The 18,086-nt window shown below is 60.2% G+C and carries 18 protein-coding genes; 11 read left to right on the top strand and 7 right to left on the bottom strand.

Annotation, left to right across the window (positions count from 1 at the left end):
• Nucleotides 1-146 precede the first annotated feature (146 nt).
• The 6 genes from groL to ACILSR_RS08690 form a co-directional block, all read right to left on the bottom strand.
• Nucleotides 147-1,769, bottom strand: a complete 1,623-nt coding sequence (gene groL, locus ACILSR_RS08715) for a chaperonin GroEL (RefSeq protein WP_395749366.1) — start codon at nt 1,767-1,769, stop codon at nt 147-149.
• Between the two features lie 43 nt (nt 1,770-1,812).
• A complete protein-coding gene (locus ACILSR_RS08710; protein ID WP_395742039.1) occupies nt 1,813-2,109 on the bottom strand; it encodes a co-chaperone GroES in 297 nt (98 codons plus the stop codon).
• 111 nt (nt 2,110-2,220) lie between these two features.
• Nucleotides 2,221-2,832, bottom strand: coding sequence for a hypothetical protein (locus tag ACILSR_RS08705; RefSeq protein WP_395749365.1), 612 nt, complete (start codon nt 2,830-2,832; stop codon nt 2,221-2,223).
• A complete protein-coding gene (locus ACILSR_RS08700; RefSeq protein ID WP_395749364.1) occupies nt 2,829-3,410 on the bottom strand; it encodes a hypothetical protein in 582 nt (193 codons plus the stop codon). Before ACILSR_RS08700 ends, ACILSR_RS08705 begins: the two co-directional genes overlap by 4 nt.
• 154 nt (nt 3,411-3,564) lie before the next feature.
• Nucleotides 3,565-5,514, bottom strand: a complete 1,950-nt coding sequence (gene dnaK, locus ACILSR_RS08695; protein ID WP_395749363.1) for a molecular chaperone DnaK — start codon at nt 5,512-5,514, stop codon at nt 3,565-3,567.
• 245 nt (nt 5,515-5,759) lie between these two features.
• Entirely contained in the window at nt 5,760-6,677 is a 918-nt protein-coding gene (locus tag ACILSR_RS08690; RefSeq protein ID WP_395749362.1) for a polysaccharide biosynthesis/export family protein, read from the bottom strand.
• Nucleotides 6,678-6,817: 140 nt separating this feature from the next.
• Between ACILSR_RS08690 and nuoB the strand changes: the two genes are divergently transcribed.
• The 5 genes from nuoB (at nt 6,818) to ACILSR_RS08665 (ending at nt 12,193) form a co-directional block, all read left to right on the top strand.
• Nucleotides 6,818-7,354, top strand: coding sequence for an NADH-quinone oxidoreductase subunit NuoB (gene nuoB / locus ACILSR_RS08685; RefSeq protein ID WP_395749361.1), 537 nt, complete (start codon nt 6,818-6,820; stop codon nt 7,352-7,354).
• A gap of 13 nt (nt 7,355-7,367) precedes the next feature.
• Nucleotides 7,368-7,940: an NADH-quinone oxidoreductase subunit C gene (locus ACILSR_RS08680; RefSeq protein WP_395749360.1), complete on the top strand. Its 573-nt coding sequence runs from the start codon at nt 7,368-7,370 to the stop codon at nt 7,938-7,940.
• 249 nt (nt 7,941-8,189) lie between these two features.
• Nucleotides 8,190-9,455, top strand: coding sequence for a PQQ-binding-like beta-propeller repeat protein (locus ACILSR_RS08675; RefSeq protein ID WP_395749359.1), 1,266 nt, complete (start codon nt 8,190-8,192; stop codon nt 9,453-9,455).
• 156 nt (nt 9,456-9,611) lie between these two features.
• On the top strand, nt 9,612-11,339 hold the full coding sequence (locus ACILSR_RS08670; RefSeq protein ID WP_395749358.1) for an LptF/LptG family permease: 1,728 nt from the start codon (nt 9,612-9,614) through the stop codon (nt 11,337-11,339).
• A 32-nt stretch (nt 11,340-11,371) separates the two neighbouring features.
• Complete coding sequence (locus tag ACILSR_RS08665; protein ID WP_395749357.1) at nt 11,372-12,193, top strand: hypothetical protein; 822 nt, start codon at nt 11,372-11,374, stop codon at nt 12,191-12,193.
• Nucleotides 12,194-12,595: 402 nt separating this feature from the next.
• On the opposite strand, the gene ACILSR_RS08660 is transcribed toward ACILSR_RS08665, so the two are convergent.
• Complete coding sequence (locus tag ACILSR_RS08660; protein ID WP_395749356.1) at nt 12,596-14,671, bottom strand: S16 family serine protease; 2,076 nt, start codon at nt 14,669-14,671, stop codon at nt 12,596-12,598.
• A 113-nt stretch (nt 14,672-14,784) separates the two neighbouring features.
• Here ACILSR_RS08660 and pyrE point away from each other — a divergent pair, with 113 nt between their 5' ends.
• The 6 genes from pyrE (at nt 14,785) to ACILSR_RS08630 (ending at nt 17,880) form a co-directional block, all read left to right on the top strand.
• Nucleotides 14,785-15,354 (top strand): orotate phosphoribosyltransferase, encoded by a 570-nt coding sequence (gene pyrE, locus ACILSR_RS08655; protein WP_395749355.1) that lies wholly within the window; start codon nt 14,785-14,787, stop codon nt 15,352-15,354.
• 198 nt (nt 15,355-15,552) lie between these two features.
• On the top strand, nt 15,553-15,882 hold the full coding sequence (locus ACILSR_RS08650) for a hypothetical protein (protein ID WP_395749354.1): 330 nt from the start codon (nt 15,553-15,555) through the stop codon (nt 15,880-15,882).
• Nucleotides 15,883-15,889: 7 nt separating this feature from the next.
• Complete coding sequence (locus ACILSR_RS08645; protein ID WP_395749353.1) at nt 15,890-16,189, top strand: hypothetical protein; 300 nt, start codon at nt 15,890-15,892, stop codon at nt 16,187-16,189.
• A 54-nt stretch (nt 16,190-16,243) separates the two neighbouring features.
• Complete coding sequence (locus ACILSR_RS08640) at nt 16,244-16,633, top strand: hypothetical protein (RefSeq protein WP_395749352.1); 390 nt, start codon at nt 16,244-16,246, stop codon at nt 16,631-16,633.
• A 60-nt stretch (nt 16,634-16,693) separates the two neighbouring features.
• Complete coding sequence (locus tag ACILSR_RS08635) at nt 16,694-17,179, top strand: hypothetical protein (RefSeq protein ID WP_395749351.1); 486 nt, start codon at nt 16,694-16,696, stop codon at nt 17,177-17,179.
• A 146-nt stretch (nt 17,180-17,325) separates the two neighbouring features.
• The gene (locus ACILSR_RS08630; protein WP_395749350.1) at nt 17,326-17,880 is read left to right on the top strand and encodes an Imm21 family immunity protein; all 555 of its coding nucleotides are present in this window, start codon (nt 17,326-17,328) and stop codon (nt 17,878-17,880) included.
• The last annotated feature ends 206 nt before the right edge of the window (nt 17,881-18,086 follow it).

Raw genomic sequence — 18,086 nt, 5'->3', positions numbered from 1 at the left:
AATCTTTTCGAGAACTGGTCTAGGTCCAAAGCTCTCAACCACTCTGCACAAAAAAGCGGCCCGGAATTGCTTCCGGGCCGCGAGTGGGGGTTTTGGGTTTTGATTCGCGGCGAGGGTTGGGTCGCGCAGCGGTCAAAAAGTGGGCATTACATCATGCCGCCGTGGTCGTGGCTGTGGCCAGCGTCGGCTGCTTCTTCCTTCGGAATGTCTGCGATGAGGCACTCGGTGGTGAGGAGCAGGCCGGAGATGGAAGCGGCGTTTTGAAGAGCGCTGCGGGTCACCTTGGCTGGGTCAACGACGCCTGCCTTGATGAGGTCCACGTATTCGCCGGTGGCGACGTTGTAGCCGTGGTTGCCTTTGCCCTTCTTCACTTCGGCCACGATCAGCGCGCCTTCGACGCCTGCGTTTGCGGCAAGCTGACGGAGAGGAGCTTCGATCGCACGGGCGATGATTTCAGCGCCGGTCTTTTCGTCGCCGGTCAGCTTCAGATCGCCAACGGCGGCCTGAGCGCGGATGAGAGCCACACCGCCGCCAGGGACGATGCCTTCTTCCACGGCTGCACGGGTGGCGTGCAGGGCGTCTTCGACGCGGGCTTTCTTTTCCTTCATCTCCGTTTCGGTGGCAGCACCGACGTTGATGACGGCCACGCCGCCGGCGAGCTTGGCAAGACGCTCCTGGAGCTTCTCACGGTCGTAGTCGCTGGTGGTTTCGGCGATCTGGTTCTTGATCTGGGACACGCGTCCGGCGATCGCGTCGCTGCCGCCTTCGCCTTCGACGATGACGGTGTTTTCCTTGCCGATGGTGATGCGCTTGGCCTTGCCGAGGTCGGTGAGCTCGATGTTCTCAAGCTTGATGCCAAGGTCTTCGGTGATGCAGCGGCCGCCGGTGAGGATGGCGATGTCTTCGAGCATGGCTTTGCGGCGGTCGCCGAAGCCAGGAGCCTTGACAGCCACGATGTTGAGGGTGCCGCGCAGCTTGTTCACCACGAGGGTGGCAAGGGCTTCACCTTCGACGTCTTCAGCGATGATGAGGAGGGGCTTGCCGGAGCGGGCGACCTTCTCAAGCAGAGGCAGCATGTCCTTCAGGTTGCTGACCTTCTTCTCGTTGATGAGGATGTAGGCGTTCTCAAGGTTGCACTCCATCGTCTCCGGATTGGTGACGAAGTAAGGGGAGAGGTAGCCCTTGTCGAACTGCATGCCTTCCACGACTTCGAGGGTCGTTTCGATGGACTTGGCTTCTTCGACGGTGATGGTGCCTTCCTTGCCCACTTTGTCCATGGCTTCGGCGATGATGTTGCCGATGCTGGCGTCCCAGTTGGCGGACACGGTTGCGACCTGGGCCACTTCCTTGCTGTCCTTCACGGGGGTGGAGATTTCCTTGAGCTTGGCCACGATGGCCTCGGTGGCCTTCAGGATGCCGCGCTGCAGGGAGGTCGGGTTGGCGCCGGCGGTCACGTTGCGGAGACCTTCGGAGTAGATCGCCTCGGCAAGCACCGTGGCGGTCGTGGTGCCGTCACCGGCGATGTCGGAGGTCTTGGAGGACACTTCCTTGATGAGCTGGGCGCCCATGTTTTCATAAGCGTCTGGAAGTTCGATTTCCTTGGCCACGGTCACACCGTCCTTGGTGATGGTGGGGGAGCCGAATTTCTTTTCCAGGATGACGTTGCGTCCGGCTGGGCCGAGGGTGGCCTTCACGGCACGTGCCAGTTTGGTGACACCGCGGAGGAGGGCCTGGCGGGCGGATTCGTCGAAGTTGAGTTGTTTAGCCATAACAGTTTTAAGTAGTGAGTTGGGGGTGGGTTTGAGGGGGGGATTAGCCGATGATGCCGAGGATGTCGGTTTCGTTGATGATGAGGACGTCGTCGCCGTTGAGCTTCACTTCCGTGCCGCCGTACTTGGAGATGAGGACCTTGTCGCCCTTCTTCACGGTGAAGAGAGTGGACACGTCTTTGCCTTCGTCGTCCTTGCCGGTGCCGAGTGCGAGCACTTCAGCTTCCTGTGGCTTTTCTTTGGCGGTGTCGGGAAGGAAGATGCCGCCGGCGGTCTTTTCTTCGCTGGAGGAACGCTTGACGAGGACGCGACGTCCGAGGGGTGTAATGGAGGTTGCCATAGTTGGTCTGGTTTATGCTTTAGGGTTTCTAGTTCGGGTTCGGTTTGGTTCGGGTTGTCTGCCCGGCCTGCTGTCACACGGGTTGGGTGTGCCGGCTGGCCGGGCGGAAATTCATTCGGGGTCGGTGGGCGGCGGCGCGGCCGCTGGCGCGGGGATGGTGTTGGGGACGATGGCCACGCCATTCGGCGCGCGCTCCATGCCGCCATAGCTGAGATCCGGGGCCGCTTCGCCGATCTCACTGACGAGGAAATCCACAATGCGCTGCGGGTCTTCGGAAAGCACGGACTGCAGCATGCGGGAGGTGCGCGTCTTGTCGTAGCCCTTCATGTCCAGGTCCAGCTTGGCGGCGCCTTCCATTCCTTTGATCTGTGCGGCGAGATCCACGCTGGAGTTCACACGCTTCAGCAGGACGGGGTCCTTGCCGAGTTTGTCCATCGCCACCGCCAGCTTCTCCTTCAGCTCCGGAGTGCCCAGCAGCTCGGTGGCGGTTTTGCCGGGATATTGCTCGATGATGCTGTCCGCTTCCTTCCTCAGCGCCTCGTCCGCCGCTGAAAGCTCCGTTGCAGGTGCGGGCGCGGAAGCGAGCGCGCTGGAGATCTCAGCTTGGATCTTTGCGTCAGGTACAGCCGCGGGCACTGCGGGCGCCTTGGCCGCTTCAGGCTTTTTACCGCAGGCAGCCAGCGCCAGCGCCGTGATGAGGAGAAGGGTGTTCGTCGTCTTCATGGTGCGCGGGGGGCGATGGCGGCTTGGGAGATTTCCCGCAGCGCGGTTTTAACGGCCTGATCAAACGTGGAGAAAGACTCATACTGCGGCTGCACGCCCACCATCGCGAGGTTGTCCCCCATGGTTTCCATGCGGCCAATCACATACCATTGATCGTTGCCCTGGTTTTCGATCATCGATTTCAGATAATCGATCTCCAGCTTCTTGTTCGTGATCTGGTCGTTCGTGTCCGAGCTCTGATTGGTAAACTCCTGCAGCGGCTGGCGGAAGAGCAGGATGCCATACGCGCGGTTCGCCGCCAGAGAGCAGGTGATGATGTACTTCGCCTGCGCCTCCACAAGAATGTGAGACGGATCCGTGCCACTGATGGCCAGTTCCGTATCAGACAAACGGGCGCTCACGCCCATGGGATCGCGCTTGATGCGGAAGCCCTCCGCCTCCGTCAGTCCTGCAAAGCACTCAACGATCTGCGCGAGGTAGCGCCGCCGGCGGTCCAGCAGCAGCTCCTCGTATCGATGAAGGAGGCGTTTCACCTCCCCATCGAGCGCGGACAGTTCTTTGAGGGCTTCGAGGCTCATCGCGGGGAAATGAGGTTTACGAGCGAACGCCGTCCGCATTTTCCCAAAACGATGCCTGACGGCGAGCTGGTGTGGCTCGCCGTCAGGCTTTGGATCGTTCTGGTATGATGAAACAGCATCAAGTCAGCTGGCTGAGTTTGCGTCAGGGAACAACTTACTTGTCCTTGTCCACCACTTCGAAGTCGGCATCGACCACCTTGCCTTTGTCCTGGGACTTCGTTTCCGAAGCACCAGCCTCAGGGGCTGCGCCACCCATGCCGCTCATGTCGGGCATGCCACCGGGGGAACCGGTTGCGCCTGCGGCAGCGGCGGCCTGATAGGCTGCGGCGAAGAGTTTTTCGAGTTCTTCGGTCTGGGCCTTCATCTTGTCGGTGTCGCCGGATTCGACGGCGGACTTCAAGCTGGCAAGCTTGTCCTTGATCGGGGAGAGCTGTTCGGCGGGGACTTTGCTTTCCCAATCCTTGAGCTGTTTCTCGATCTCGAAGCTGAGGCCTTCCGCCTTGTTCTTCACTTCCACGGCTTCCTTGCGCTTGAGGTCTTCTTCGGCGTGCTCTTCAGCATCGCGCTTGGCTTTTTCGATCTCTTCCTGGCTGAGGCCGGAGCTGCCCTGGATGGAGATCTTCTGCTCTTTGCCGCTGACTTTTTCCTTGGCGGAAACGTGCAGGATGCCGTTGGCGTCGATGTCAAAGGTCACTTCGACCTGGGGCACACCACGTGGGGCTGGTGGGATGCCGTCGAGCTTGAAGGTGCCGAGCGTCTTGTTGTCGCGGGACATCGGGCGCTCGCCCTGCAGGACGACGATTTCCACGCCGGGCTGGTTGTCGCTGTACGTGGAGAAGATCTGGCTGTGCTTCTTCGGAATGGTGGTGTTGCGCGGGATCATCGGGGTGGCCACGCCGCCTGCGGTCTCGATGGAGAGCGTCAGCGGGGTCACGTCCAGCAGAAGCACGTCCTTCACGTCGCCCTTGAGCACGCCGCCCTGAATGGCAGCACCCACGGCCACGACTTCGTCCGGATTCACACCCTGATGCGGGTCTTTGCCGGCGAGCTTCTTCGCGGTTTCCACCACCTTTGGCATGCGGGTCATGCCACCCACGAGCACGAGTTCGTCGATCTTGCTGGCGTCCAGCTTGGCGGCGGCCAGGCAGTCCTTCACAGGCTTGATGGTGCGCTCAAACAGGCTGTCCGTGAGCTGCTCCATCTTGGCGCGGGTCAGCGTCTTCATGATGTGCTTCGGCCCGGTGGCGTCCGCAGTGATGAAGGGCAGGTTCAAATCATAGCTCTGGCTGGAGCTGAGGGCGATCTTGGCCTTCTCAGCTTCTTCCTTGATGCGCTGAAGCGCGTCAGGCTGGCCGCTGAGGTCGATGCCGCTGTCGGTTTTGAATTCGTTGACGATCCAGGTGATGAGGGTGTTGTCCCAGTCGTCACCACCCAGGTGGGTGTCGCCGTCCGTGGCGAGCACTTCGAAGACGCCGTCGCCGATTTCCAGCACGGAGATGTCGAAGGTACCACCGCCAAGGTCATACACGGCCACTTTTTCGTCCGACTTGCTGTCCAAGCCGTAAGCGAGGGCTGCTGCGGTCGGCTCATTGATGATGCGGCGAACGTTCAGGCCGGCGATTTCGCCTGCAGCCTTGGTGGCATTACGCTGAGAATCATTGAAATAAGCAGGAACGGTGATGACGGCTTCGGAGATCGTTTCGCCGAGCTTGGCTTCTGCATCCGCTTTCAGCTTAGCCAAGATCATGGCGCTGACTTCCTGCGGGGAATAGGTCTTCGTTTCGCCGCCGACTTCCACCTGCACGTGGGCGTCGCCATTGCTGGCTGCCACGATCTTGTAGGGCATGCGTTTGTCGGCTTCGGTGAGTTCTGCGAACTTGCGGCCCATCAGGCGCTTCACGGAGAAGACGGTGTTGCGGGGGTTGGTCACGGCCTGGCGCTTGGCGGCCTGACCGACGACGCGTTCGCCGCTCTTGGTGAATGCGACGATGGAAGGCGTGGTGCGTGCGCCTTCGCTGTTTTCCAGCACCGTTGCTTTGCCGCCTTCGAGGACGGCCATGCAGGAGTTGGTGGTGCCGAGGTCAATGCCGAGGATTTTGCTCATGGTTTTTTAGGTTGGGGGGAGAAAGGTTAAACTGACTTAATGCTGCCTCTCTCTATGGCTAGAGGCGTGCCAAGTGGGGTTTTTGAGATGCAATATGCTGATTGTTAACACATTAGGCGAGAATGACACTAAGTGTCACAGAGCCGAAAATTGTGCCAAATTGTGCCAAAGTGCCAAAACGTGGCACAATTGCGCTGGCATTTGGCGCATTTGGGTTGCAAAGAATGGTTCGTTGCCCCGCCACATCATTCCACCAGCATCACGTCGCAGGAGCGCAAGAACAGGTCGTGTTCTTTGGACTTCCTGATCAAAATCGCTTCGGTGTCCACCAGAATGCGTTTGTTACCTTGGGGCGTCTTGCGAACGATCTGGATTTTGGGAAAAGGCTTCTTGGAGGTGTGCCCGCCTGCCCACCGCAGAAAGCCGCTTACGGTGAGATCTCCCCTCTGTGACAAATCGTACTTCCCTGCGTTGGCCACCTTTCCGAACACACAGATCACCTCTTCGGGAAAGCATCCCGTAACTGTATGCCACAGGTCCGATGTTGTGGAATCCAAGGTCACCAAGACCGTTGCAGTCAGGAAAAAAGCCTTTTCGAGTTCCCTTTTGATATTAACAGCCACTTCCGCACACGTCAGGCCTCCAGCCTTGACCAGCCCCACGTACGGAGCCCGAACCTCGCCCGTTACCGCGATGATTTGCTGAAGCTTTTCGCGTTTGTCCTCCAAGATGCGGAGGCCGATCGTCCAGCCCGGCCGCAGCTTGATGTTGTTGTCCAGTTCATCCATGGATGGAGGCCCGCAGTGGGTCCCATTATTGAGCGCAACGACCACAGTAGGACCTTCAGAATAGAAAGGACGTCTGGCGAGGGGTACAGCGACCAGTTTCTGGCGGATGAATTGCGCCAGCTTTCGGCAGGTCATGCCCTCCGCCTTGACCGTCCCCACGTAGGTAACTTCGATCATGCCGTCTTCTGGCACCCTGCGGTCATCGGCACGGCGGTCCTCAAGCACGCGGATCGAAACTGTGTCCCCCGGTACAAGAGTGTGGCGGTCATCCAAGACATCCATGATATTCTTCATTGCCGGCAGAGGCTTCTGCTGCGCGTGAACGCCGCCCACACAGAGCCAAAAGAGAAAAAAGGGGACAATCCAGTGCGGCATAGGGAGGAACGACTCTAGACGGCTCTGGAGCGCCGACGTTCACAAATAATCGGCCCCCGCGCTTGTGAAATATTTCACAATCCGATTGCCGCCCCTGCGCAGGGGGCGTAATTCTAGCCGTCCCAAACCCCCTGACTCCCATGGTCGCCCCTGCTGATTCCACCGTTGCTGCTTACGACTCCAAGGTCGAAGGCAATATCATCTTCACCAAGATGGACGCCGCCATCAACTGGATGCGCAAGAACTCCATGTGGCCGATGCCGATGGGCCTGGCCTGCTGCGCGATCGAGATGATGGCCGCTGCTTGCAGCCGCTATGATTTGAGCCGCTTCGGTGCGGAAGTGATGCGTTTCTCCCCCCGCCAGGCCGATGTGATGATCGTGGCCGGCACAGTGACTTACAAGATGGCCCTCGCCGTGAAGCGCGTGTGGGACCAGATGCCTGAGCCGAAGTGGTGCATCGCCATGGGTGCCTGCGCCTCCAGCGGTGGCATGTACCGCAGCTACGCCGTGCTCCAGGGCATCGACCAGCTCATCCCGGTGGACGTTTACATCTCCGGCTGCCCGCCGCGCCCCGAAGCGCTGCTGGAGGGCCTCATGCGCCTGCAGCACAAGATCGAGACCGAGCACTCCACCTCCGACCAAAAGAGAGAGCTGCTGGAAGAACTGACCGCGTAATTTTTTCCCGACCATGAAAGCCGCCCAAATGGTTGAAGCCCTGAAGCAGAAATTCAGCGATGCCGTGCTGGAAACGAAGGAGTTTCGCGGAGAGCACACGCTCGTCGTCAAGCTCGCCAGTGCCAAGCCCCTGCTGAAGTACTGCCGCGATGAACTGAACTTCGACTACCTCGTGGATGTCTCCAGCCTGGACTACATGGGCCGGGAGCCGCGCTTTGAAATGGTGTACGAGCTCTACGGTTACGGCCACCTGCAGTATCTCCGCGTGCGTGCCGCCGTGGCGGAGGACGAGGAAGTCCCCACCGTCAGCGACATCTGGGCCACGGCCAACTGGCACGAGCGCGAAGCCTACGACATGATGGGCATCAAATTCAGCGGCCACCCCGACATGCGGCGCATCCTCATGTGGGAAGGCTACCCTTTCTTCCCCCTGCGCAAAGACTTCCCCCTCGAAGGCAAACCCAGCGACATGCCAGAAGTCGGCTTCACCAAGACCGCACCGATGGCGGACGGCCCCTTCGTCACCAGCCCCGGCACCGGCGATACCGTCACGCGCGAGCCCCGCTCCCGTCGGCCCACGGAATAGCCCCGCCTGCTGAACGTAGCAGGCAAGTCGTGTTTGGCGCCAAACCGCCCGGTTTCGAGGACGGTCGTAGCGTCCGGTGGTTGCGGAGTTTTCAGGGACAGGTGTGAATGCTCTGCGCAGGGTTCTTTTCCATCGTGGACATTCAGGTACGTTCGCGTTTTAATACAAATCTTTGGCAGCCACGTTCACTCCTGTGACGATGCTGCCAGAAAGAGCCGCATCGTCTTGGCCGTTCCCCTTTTTCTCCTCATGACACGCACGCACCTCACCACCGCTCTCGGTCTGGCCCTGGCCACGACTGCTTTCTCCGCCGCTGACCCCACCGACTGGGGCACCTTCCGCGGCCCTGCCGGCAATGGCATCGTCGCCGCACCTGCAGGCGCCAAATGGAGCCTCAAGCAAGTTTGGAAGGCTCCCACAAACCTCGGCTTCAGCTCCTTCGCTGTTGCGGGCGGCAAGGCCTACACCCTCGTCACCGGCGAGACCGATGGCAACAAAGGCGAGATGATTCTCTGCCTCGATGAAAAGAACGGCAAGGAGCTCTGGAGCAAGCCGCTCAGCGTCATCCCCAAATATGATGGCGGCGGTGACTCCGGCACGCCCGACAACAAAGGCGGCGACGGCTCCCGCTCCACCCCTGTGGTGAATGGCGGCAAGGTCTATGCCATCGACTCAATGCTCGGCGTCTTCTGCTTTGATGCCGCCACTGGCAAACAGGTCTGGAGCCACGACGTAATGAAGGACAACGCCGGCGTGCAGATCAAATGGGAAAACGCCGCCTCCCCCGTCATCGATGGCGATGTGCTGCTGCTCGCGGGCGGCGGTGCCGGCCAGGCGCTCATCGGTTTGGACAAAAACACCGGCGAAACCGTGTGGAAAGCCGAAGACGACAAGATGACCCACGCCACCCCGGTGCTGGCGGACATCCTTGGCGTTCACCAGGCCATCTTCTTCACGCAGACCGGCCTCGTGGCGGTGAGTCCTCAAAATGGCAACGTCCTCTGGCGTGCCCCCTTCCCCTTCAAGGTCAGCACCGCCGCCTCCCCGGTGGTGTACAATGACATCGTGTACTGCTCCGCCGGTTACGGCGTGGGCGCCGGTGCCTTCAAGATCAGCAAGAGCGGAGACAAGCTGGAGGCCACCCAGATCTGGCGTCGTGAAAACCAGTGCTTCAACCACTGGAGCACCCCTGTGGTGAAAGACGGCTACCTCTACGGCATGTTCAGCTTCAAAGAATACGGCGCAGGCCCCCTGGCTTGCGTGGACATCCGCACGGGTGAAGACAAGTGGGCGGAAAAAGGCTTCGGCCCCGGCCAGGTCATCCTCGCGGGAGACAAGATCGTCGCCACCAGCGACAAAGGCGAGATCGTCGTCGTCGAGGCCAAGCCGGACAAATACAAGGAAGTGGCCCGCAAGGACGTGATGGAAGGCAAAGTCTGGAGCTATCCCGTCCTCGCCAACGGCAAGATCTTTGCCCGCAGCACCGTCGAGGGCGTCTGCCTGGAGGTGAAGTGATCGCAGCGCGGGTAGGGCGGCTGGTCCCCCAGCCGCCGCCATAGCGCCCAAAGTTCTCGAAGCCCGGAGCTCACACCTCCGGGCTTCTTTTTGCCCTGCGACCGTGCAGCCTTGACGCATCGTGCCCTCTAACCGACTCTCCGTGCTCCCTCCGGCATGAAGTGGCTCTATCGTATGCCTAAAGCCTGGCAAAAGGCACGTGATCTCCCCTACCTGGGGCGGGGTTCCTTTGCCGTGATCATCACTCTGCTGATCATCTCCATGCTCATGGGCTGGCACCGCACCCATCCGGACGATGCCGTGGACGCCGCCATGCAGCAGGCGCAGCAGTCCCAGTTGGATGTGCCGGAGGGCATCCTCGTGCTGGCCCGCGTGCTGCCCTACCTCAATCTCTGGATCCGTCTGGGAGTGCCGGTCCTCCTCATCGTCATCTGGCGCCGCTGGGGGGACCTGCGCCGCCTCATGTTCCCCGTCAGCGTCGCCTCCATTTCCATGGCCGTGTGGGCCATCGCGAGTGATCTGGTGGACTACATGGCACGTGCGCACATGACGGAGATCGGCGAGCCGCCGGTGCCCGTGGCCTTCGCCTTCAAGCTCGCCTTCATCGGGCTGGTGTTTCTGTCCGTGCCCTTTGCCCTGCACTACTACCGGCGCATCGGCATACTGGAAAGGTACACTCTGCGCACCTTCCTGCACCCGCTGATCTTCTGCTTCGTGTCCTTTTTCACCCTGTGGATCATCATGGATCTGCTGGACAATCTGAAGGACTTCCAGGAGTCCAAGGCCGGCGTGGTGTGGGTCATCACCTTCTACCTGGGGATGATCCCGTTTGTCTTCACGCAGATCCTGCCGGTGGCGTTGCTGCTGGCGGTGTTGTACTCCCTCACCCGCATGTCGAAGGCCAATGAGCTCATCTCCATGCTGGGCACCGGGCGCAGCCTGTTCCGCGTGCTGCAGCCCATCTTCATCTGCAGCGTGTACGCCTGTGCGCTGAACATGGCGGCAAACTACTACTGGGCCCCGCGTGCGGAGGGCCACCGCGATGCCAAGGTCAGCGGCCTGAAAGTGCATGCGGCGGACTCCATCATGGCCTCCGCCATCATGTTTCATGACGAGCAGACGCAGCGCACCTGGTACGTCGCCACCTTCCCCTTTTCCATGCGCACCGAGTCCGAGCGCATGCACGGCGTGCAGATCCGGGAGGTGGACAAGGACGGCCACCCCACGCGCACCATCCTCGCCCCTTCGGTGGGCTGGTCTCCGCGCACCGGCTGGCGCTTTTACGATGGCAAGGAGCTGATCTATGACAAGGAAACCGAAAGCGTCTCGGCCATCCGTGAGTTCCCCCATGGCCCGGACGGCCAGCGCGTGCTTCAGGTGCCGGGCATCGAGGAGACTCCGTGGAGCCTCGTCAGCTACGCGCTGCGGCCGGACTTCATGAGCGTGCCTGAGCTCCTCTCCTACCTGCGCGCCCACCCCAAGGCCGCGGATGACAAGCTCGCTCCCTTCCGCACCCATTTCTGGCACCGCTTTGCCATGCCGTGGCAGGCCCTGGCGCTGGTGCTCGTGGCAGCGCCGCTCGGTGTGGCCTACTCGCGCCGTGGCTCCGTCGGCGGCATCGCCGGCAGCGTGTTCATCTTCTTCATCTTCATGTTCATGAACAATCTCTTCCTGAACCTCGGCAAAGGCGGCCACCTGCCGCCCTGGCTCACTGTGTGGATGCCGCACATCATCTTCGGCTCCCTGGGCGTCATCCTCTTCTATTTCCGTTCAAACAACCGCGATCTGCCCGCCCTCAAGCTCCGCCTTTTCAAAAAGACGCCCGCGCAGATCGCCCGCCCGCGCAACCGCCGTTCTCCCCTGCCCAACGCCTCTGCCACTTGAACCTTTAAACCTGAAACTTTAAACCCCGTTCGATGCAGCAAAACTGGTCCATCCGCAGCCGCGCCCACACCTGCGCCCTCACCGGCCGCCCCTTTGAAGACGGTGAGGTTTTCCACACCGCCATCCACTTTGATCCCGAGGAAAACGGCTACGTCCGCCGCGATGTCTGCGCCGAGGCCTGGCCGCAGGAGCAGGAACTGCGCAAACCCGTCGCCGCCTGGAAAACCGTTTACAGCAAAGTCCTCGTGGAGGCCAAGCCCGAGATCGCCCCGAAGGAAAGCGCGCAGGCCCTGCTGCAGCGCTTCATTGAGGAAGGAGACCCCCGTACCGAAAACGCACGCTACATCCTCGCCCTCATGCTGGAGCGCAAACGCCAGCTCACCCAGACCGCCGAAAAGGAAGTGGATGGCGCCAAGATGCTCTTCTACGAAAACCGCAAGACCGGCGAAATCTTCATCGTGCGCGATCCCGAACTGCGCCTCGATGAAATCGCCGACATGCAGGACGAAGTCGCAACCCTCCTCGCCTTCGGCGGCCCCGCCGCCGATGCCGCGAAAGCCGTCGGAGTGACGCTCACGGTCGATGGCGTGGTGCCCAAGCCGGATGATGAAGCGGCAAAGCAGACGGAAGATGCTGCCCCGCCCACCGATGAGGCTGAAACCGCACCCACGGCAGAAGCCGAAACGGAGACTCAATCCGAAGAGACTGCCGAGGAGGAACAAGCAGATCCTGTGGCCGAGGAAGAGTCCGAGCCTGCGACGAAAGAGACTGAGACAGAGTCCGAACCCGAGTCTGCAGCAGATGCGGAGTCCGAGCCTGAAACTGAGCACGAAGAAAAAGCGGCGGAGGAATAAGGTGCGTTAAAGGATTGCGCTCGTTTCCGGATCATCGCACGGCCAGGCCCTCAAGCGATACTCCTCTTCCCACTGAAGAGAGGGCAAAGCCCGGTTCATCCTTTGGGGGGAGGCAAAGGTGAGGGGCCATCCCAACACTTTCGAGAGTTAGAGCATTTTAAATTATTTCATAGCCTTGTGGAACTGCAGAGGCTTCGCAAGCCAAAGGCTGGCGCACATAGTGGTCCGCACAGTCCTCTGTGCGGTTCGAGCGTGCACGGCGGTCCAGATGCCGCACAGAGGACTGTGCGGACCACTATGCTGGCGCCTTCGCGATGCCCAGTAAATGTCTTTCACCACTCGGTCGGCCATGTAATTGTTTAAAATGCTTTAGTCTATGGGGACGAGGCAGAACGAGCAGCGTCACAGTCCCAGCTCTTCCCGCACCTGGGCATCGTTGATCAGCTTTTCATATGCAGACTTGGCTCCGCCCGCAGCCTTGTTGGCCTTGCTCACCAGATCCACGTAACGTGCCCCAGAACGCACCGGATTGAGCAGCGCGCCGCGGATGACTTCGCCATACGTCACCAGATTGTCCACATACGGCCAGACGCGTGGATCCAGCAGAGGGCGCAGGGTGCGCAGCCGGTTCAGGCTGGTGCCCAGCTCGTCTCCTTTGAGGCTGGACATGTTGGTGTCCACGTCATGATCAATGGAGGACACGATGGCGTCGGCGCTGCCCTGCGCCGCCTCGATGGAGCCGCCGATGGAAAGCGTGCGCGGTCCGCGGCCTTGCACATACAGCAGCAGATACTTGGCGGAGTAGCAGTTCGGCGCGGCGGCCAGCAGCGCCTGCAGACGCTGCGCGGCATGCGGTGTGCGCAGCAGCGGCACGATCTGGCGCGGATCCCGCATCATCACCGTGCGCATTTTGTCAAAGTCGGTCAGCGCATTCTGCAGCGCCTGCGGGCGTTCAGGGTCGGCCAGCAGCAGCGCCTCTTCGAAAGACTTGATGCCAAAGACCGTGATGCCCACCAGCGGAGCCGGACCCTCCAGAACCAAAACATCCTGCACCGCCTTTTCATTCTTCACCGGAACACCCACGATCTTGCACGCGCCCTTCGTGGCCCCCCGGATCTTCGCCTGCACGCCGCCGATGGGCTGAACGCTGCCGTCCGCATTCATGTCGCCCGTCACCGCAAAGGACGGGTCCCACTTTTTCCCGGTGATCGCCGCCTCCAGCAGCAGCGCGCAGGCCACGGCCGCAGAAGGGCCGTCTTTGGAGATGTATTTGTCCTCAAACCCCACCTCCACCGCATGCCCGCCCGGCAGCCCGCCATGACGGATCTGCGTGAACTTGCTCACCTCATCCAGCGCCTTCTGCATGTCATTCCCCACCGATTGGTTGAACTTCAGCATCGAAGGCGCGCTGCCGAGGGAGGGCAGCGCCGTCAGGCTCATCTTGGTGACCATACCCGCTTCCTCGCCGGAGGAGAGCTGCTGGATCAGCAGGCCGTTCACACTGGAGATGCGGGATTTGAAGTTCAGACCCGCCGCCACAACGGTCGTCGGCATCGGGGCGGCTCCAATCGCGCTGCTGGTCATGGTGACCGCTGGCGTCGTAATGATGGGCCGGCCGCTCGCGTCTGCCAGACGTACGACATCGGCAAGAGGCTGGCTGTTTGGCGCTGAACTCAGAATCTCAGGCCCGCCGCTTTTAGTGCCGGCAGGATAAACAGAAGAGCCGTCGATGAGTTCGAAGTGCACCATGCCAGCCTTCTCCGGCAGAGATGCCGGAGAGCGTCCGGTCCACGCCACCTGCACCAGGACGGGTTTGGTCAGGTAGGAGGCAAAATTCTGGGAGAAGGTCCCCGCATACTCGCACTGGCTGAACCAGCATTTGGAGCTGCACAGCAGTACTTCTCCTGCATGCAGCGTGCATTGGGAAAGGATGCTGGCGTTGTAGCTGGAGTTTGTGTTCGTACCGTCCTGTTCCGTCGCATGCAGATCGGAGATGATGATGCGGCAGTTCTTCGTCGTCAGTCCCATGGCCGCGGGAGACTCGAGGGTGGAGTGACTGAGCACAGAGTCCGTGATCGTCACTCGCGGGGCAGGACCTGCGCTGCCACTGGGGCTGGCACCGCCAGAGAGGTAGCCCTGCATTAGCGCGCAGTTTTCCAGACGGATCTCTCCGCCAGGCTGGCAGATCAGGCCCAGTCTGACGAGGCTGGCGTCCCGAATGATGAGCCTGCCCCCTGCCCTCACCTCAAAAGTCGTGCTGGCGATCTTCGTGCCTTTCTCAAAAATCAGCTCCACGGGGGTCGAGCCACCACCGATGACCACCTTCTCTCCGGGCTGCGCGTAATGCCGCGTGTCCCCCACCGTCTGACTGCTTTGCACGTGGGCATCGCTGGCAGGCATCTGGAGCCAGGAGGGGACTGCGCTGAACCCATGGCAGGTCAGAAAGAACAGGCTGGTGACTAAAAATATCCGCTTCATGGTTCAAGGAATTACTCAAAAACACCATGCTGGGTCAATAAGAGTTTTCACCCGCATGCAGAGGCGTGCAAAGCACTTGTCATTCCATCCCAGCCCCCTTATTTGCCTGCAATATGTCCCTCGAACAAGACCGCGCCGAACTCCTGCAAATTCTCAAAGCCAAGTCCATCAAGACCGGCAAGTTCACCCTCGCCTCCGGCAAGGAGAGCGATCTGTATGTGGACTGCCGCGTGACCACGCTCGACTCCCGCGGCGCCGTCCTCGTCGGCCGCGTGCTGCATGCGCTGCTGCGTGAGGAGGAAGCGAAGCGCGGCCTCAGCATCGGATCCCTCGGCGGCCTCACCATGGGCGCGGACCCCATCACCCTCGCCGTCGCCATGAGCTCCAGCATGGCCGGCGATACCCCGCCTGTGCAGGCCTTTGTGGTGCGCAAGGAAGCCAAAGGCCACGGCCGCGGCAAACGCATCGAAGGGAACTTCATCACCACCCAGCCCGTCGTCGTTGTCGATGACGTCATCACCACCGGCGGCTCCACGCTGAAGGCCATCGAAGCCATCGAAGAAGAAGGCGGCAAAGTCGCCTTCGCCCTGATCCTCGTGGACCGCTCCGAAGGCGGCCGCGAAGCCATCGAAGCGAAAGGCTATCCAGTCGCCGCCGCGTTCACGCGCGCGGATCTGGTGTAGTTCACTCCCTGTGAAGGCAGTGCTTTTGCGCCGCTGCGACCCAGAAGGGAGGTAGAAAAATTTAGGGTAGAAAGATTTTCCGAATCCTCTGACTCTGAAATCTTTCTACCCCTAATTTTTCTACCTTTTGTCAGTTCCGCTTTGTCGCTCAGCACTCCGCCCCACCCGGCCGTCGCGAGAACCCCTCACAGCTTTTCCATGACGCCACCTGCCCCGCGCCTGCATCAAGCATCAGCGCGTGCGCTTATTTTCGCCGCGCTGCTTCTCTCCGTCACATCCTGCATGCACAAAAAGGCCGTGATCTTTGACCACAATCCCCTCACAGGCCAGGACACCATGACCTACCGTGGAAAGCAGATCTCTCCCGAGGAGCTGTACGATCTCGCGGAAAAGGCCGAGGAGCATCAGATCGACATGATCATTCAAAAAGACGACCATACGCAGAAGCTCGATCTCAAAACATGGCACACCGGCATGAAACTCCTGCCGGCAGTCATGCAGTCGATGCAGGAAGACACACAGGACTAAAAACACCATGAGTTTCCGCCGTGCCAGCAACGAACACGAAGCATGGCGCGCAGTGGTGCAGGAGAGCCAGGCTCTTCTGAGTGAGATTCCTGCGGCCGCACTCGTCAGTAAAAGCGCCTTTCGTGATTATGTGACGTGTGGGGTGCATCGTGACGTCGCTTTCGCCCCTTCAGTCTTCGAAATCTCCGCCAAAGCGCGGGCTGACTTGTTCGACTTCATGCACGGCAAAGCCCATTTCGACATGGAAGGGGGCGGCTTTGACCACTTCAATGCAGCGTTTCGATCAGACAGCGCATCAAACGTCTGATTGTTAGTCGGGCAAACAGAGGCTTGTTAAGGAGCTGGCAGCCCTTTTGTTTGCATGAAAAAATCACCCCAATGTCCGCTTTGCTTTTCCTCGCTTGAGAGGCGCGAAGTGGCTCCGTGCATGGATTGCGGGCATTGCCCTGAAGAGCTGCAGCACTTGCGTGAAGGCATCCATCAGTACGCCGAGTGCGAGGCATTCGGGAAGCTCAGCGTCATCCTTTGCAACTTTTGCGCGGTCGATTTCGGCTCTCATGTTCCGGCCTATTTCGGTGTTTCGCCGAGGAAGTGGAATACAGCCAGCCGTCTCAATTTTCTTCGTGCCATCTACCCGTCTGCCGAGCATACCTGGGACGCAGTTTGTCCAGAGTGTCAGCGCCGCTGCGCCTGGCTTGACTTCGTGCAGGCAGCACGGCAGCTCAATGATCCCCAGAGCGAGTACGCATGATCGCGATCGCTTGCATCGCGTCCACCTTTGCAGAGTGTTGTGCATACAACCCCGCCTCCCATGAACGACGCATTAACCCAAGACCTGATCTGGACGATGGGCGAGCACGGCTTCGTGCAGGTCGCGGACATGGCGGCCATTCCCGATGCCATCCTCCTGCTCAAGCGCCAGAGTTTGAATACCAATCGCGCGGTGGTGGTCGTCTCTCCGGCGGAGGTGCCGGCGGATTTCCATGCCTACCTCCGGCAACTTCGCAAACGCGTGGCATTTCGCTGCCGCTTCTTTCCTTTGCTATGGGGCATCGGCATTCAGGTGGTGGTTATCACCCCGGGGATTTCTCAGAGCGGCATTGACCCGAGCCAGCACGTCGCCCGCTTCGACAATCAATGGGCCATCATCCAGAGCCTCTTCCTCGTCGATCCGGCAGCACGCACCTGCCAAAGCGCACGCACCTGGGGCCAGGTGGTCACCGGCAAGTTTCAAGACGCGATCCTGGGAGTTTTGTCCGGTCGATTCCATGACGTCTCCAATCAACGCCGTCCCTGAATCTGTCTTTTGCAGTCGTACTCCCGCAGCAGTCATTTTCATGGCGCTCGTTGATTCAGGAGAACCAGGTTCGTATGAGCTAAATCTTTCTTGGACCGCCCCGGCGCAATCACCTAGTTTCGGCTGTTCGCCAACTCCACCATGCCATGCCGTTACCCCATGTATCATCCGAAGGCGGTCCGTTGCTCATCGGCGATTTCCAGTCATTGAAATTTTGGAGAGGCGTATCCGACGATTCGGGGGACTATGAGAAGGCCTGCGAAACTTTGGGAAGTGAGGCATTGAGTCAGATTCAGGTTGGCTCTCATGAGGCCATCGTTTGGGACATCGGAGGTCCGGGCACAGCCGACATAGTGAGGGTCAGCCCCGTCCATATTTCGATCGTACGTATCTGGCCTGATGCCTCATGGTCCGAAGAGGAGTGCGAGCAGGCGGTTATCGCCGCAGCGACAGATCGCTTTGGCACACAGGAGCTGGCGCGGCTCTCGATCCATACTGGCTATCTGCTGGCATTGTGGGCACCGGAGGATATGGCAGCCGCAGGGCCTCCGGCAGGTGAGTCTGGGGTTCCCGACGATCTCAGCATCGGTGATGGCGGTGTTTATGTGCAAATTCCCTGCGGCCACTATTCCGTGAGTGCCTGTGAGTGGCAGACAGGGATTTACGATGTTACCAAGATAGACCTCAAACTGCAGCCGTGAACGCATTGACTGCACCAACCTCGTCCAAACAGCTGCGGGCAACGAACAAACGCACATCCCATGAACCCTAGACCGGTTCTCGAAAAGATTGTCATAAACTGGTCTTTGGGCGGCACTGGGACTGGAGGATGGCAGGTTGCTCAAAGAGAGATTGCACAGATGCGATCAGGCGTTCCTGAAGTTCTTGAGCGCTCTTGGCGATCCAG

Origin of the sequence: Prosthecobacter sp. (assembly GCF_044222565.1) — a bacterium.
In the GTDB taxonomy this organism is placed as follows: domain Bacteria; phylum Verrucomicrobiota; class Verrucomicrobiia; order Verrucomicrobiales; family Verrucomicrobiaceae; genus Prosthecobacter.
This window is presented reverse-complemented; position numbering and strand designations above follow the sequence as displayed.

Excerpts from the sequence above, each read along its gene's own strand:
- ACILSR_RS08660 (WP_395749356.1), bottom strand. The coding sequence starts at position 14,671 with ATGAAGCGGATATTTTTAGTCACCAGCCTGTTCTTTCTGACCTGCCAT.
- ACILSR_RS08675 (WP_395749359.1), top strand. The coding sequence starts at position 8,190 with ATGACACGCACGCACCTCACCACCGCTCTCGGTCTGGCCCTGGCCACG.
- ACILSR_RS08630 (WP_395749350.1), top strand. The coding sequence starts at position 17,326 with ATGCCGTTACCCCATGTATCATCCGAAGGCGGTCCGTTGCTCATCGGC.
- ACILSR_RS08705 (WP_395749365.1), bottom strand. The coding sequence starts at position 2,832 with ATGAAGACGACGAACACCCTTCTCCTCATCACGGCGCTGGCGCTGGCT.
- pyrE (WP_395749355.1), top strand. The coding sequence starts at position 14,785 with ATGTCCCTCGAACAAGACCGCGCCGAACTCCTGCAAATTCTCAAAGCC.
- dnaK (WP_395749363.1), bottom strand. The coding sequence starts at position 5,514 with ATGAGCAAAATCCTCGGCATTGACCTCGGCACCACCAACTCCTGCATG.
- nuoB (WP_395749361.1), top strand. The coding sequence starts at position 6,818 with ATGGTCGCCCCTGCTGATTCCACCGTTGCTGCTTACGACTCCAAGGTC.
- groL (WP_395749366.1), bottom strand. The coding sequence starts at position 1,769 with ATGGCTAAACAACTCAACTTCGACGAATCCGCCCGCCAGGCCCTCCTC.
- ACILSR_RS08645 (WP_395749353.1), top strand. The coding sequence starts at position 15,890 with ATGAGTTTCCGCCGTGCCAGCAACGAACACGAAGCATGGCGCGCAGTG.
- ACILSR_RS08650 (WP_395749354.1), top strand. The coding sequence starts at position 15,553 with ATGACGCCACCTGCCCCGCGCCTGCATCAAGCATCAGCGCGTGCGCTT.
- ACILSR_RS08690 (WP_395749362.1), bottom strand. The coding sequence starts at position 6,677 with ATGCCGCACTGGATTGTCCCCTTTTTTCTCTTTTGGCTCTGTGTGGGC.
- ACILSR_RS08680 (WP_395749360.1), top strand. The coding sequence starts at position 7,368 with ATGAAAGCCGCCCAAATGGTTGAAGCCCTGAAGCAGAAATTCAGCGAT.
- ACILSR_RS08710 (WP_395742039.1), bottom strand. The coding sequence starts at position 2,109 with ATGGCAACCTCCATTACACCCCTCGGACGTCGCGTCCTCGTCAAGCGT.
- ACILSR_RS08635 (WP_395749351.1), top strand. The coding sequence starts at position 16,694 with ATGAACGACGCATTAACCCAAGACCTGATCTGGACGATGGGCGAGCAC.
- ACILSR_RS08640 (WP_395749352.1), top strand. The coding sequence starts at position 16,244 with ATGAAAAAATCACCCCAATGTCCGCTTTGCTTTTCCTCGCTTGAGAGG.
- ACILSR_RS08670 (WP_395749358.1), top strand. The coding sequence starts at position 9,612 with ATGAAGTGGCTCTATCGTATGCCTAAAGCCTGGCAAAAGGCACGTGAT.
- ACILSR_RS08665 (WP_395749357.1), top strand. The coding sequence starts at position 11,372 with ATGCAGCAAAACTGGTCCATCCGCAGCCGCGCCCACACCTGCGCCCTC.
- ACILSR_RS08700 (WP_395749364.1), bottom strand. The coding sequence starts at position 3,410 with ATGAGCCTCGAAGCCCTCAAAGAACTGTCCGCGCTCGATGGGGAGGTG.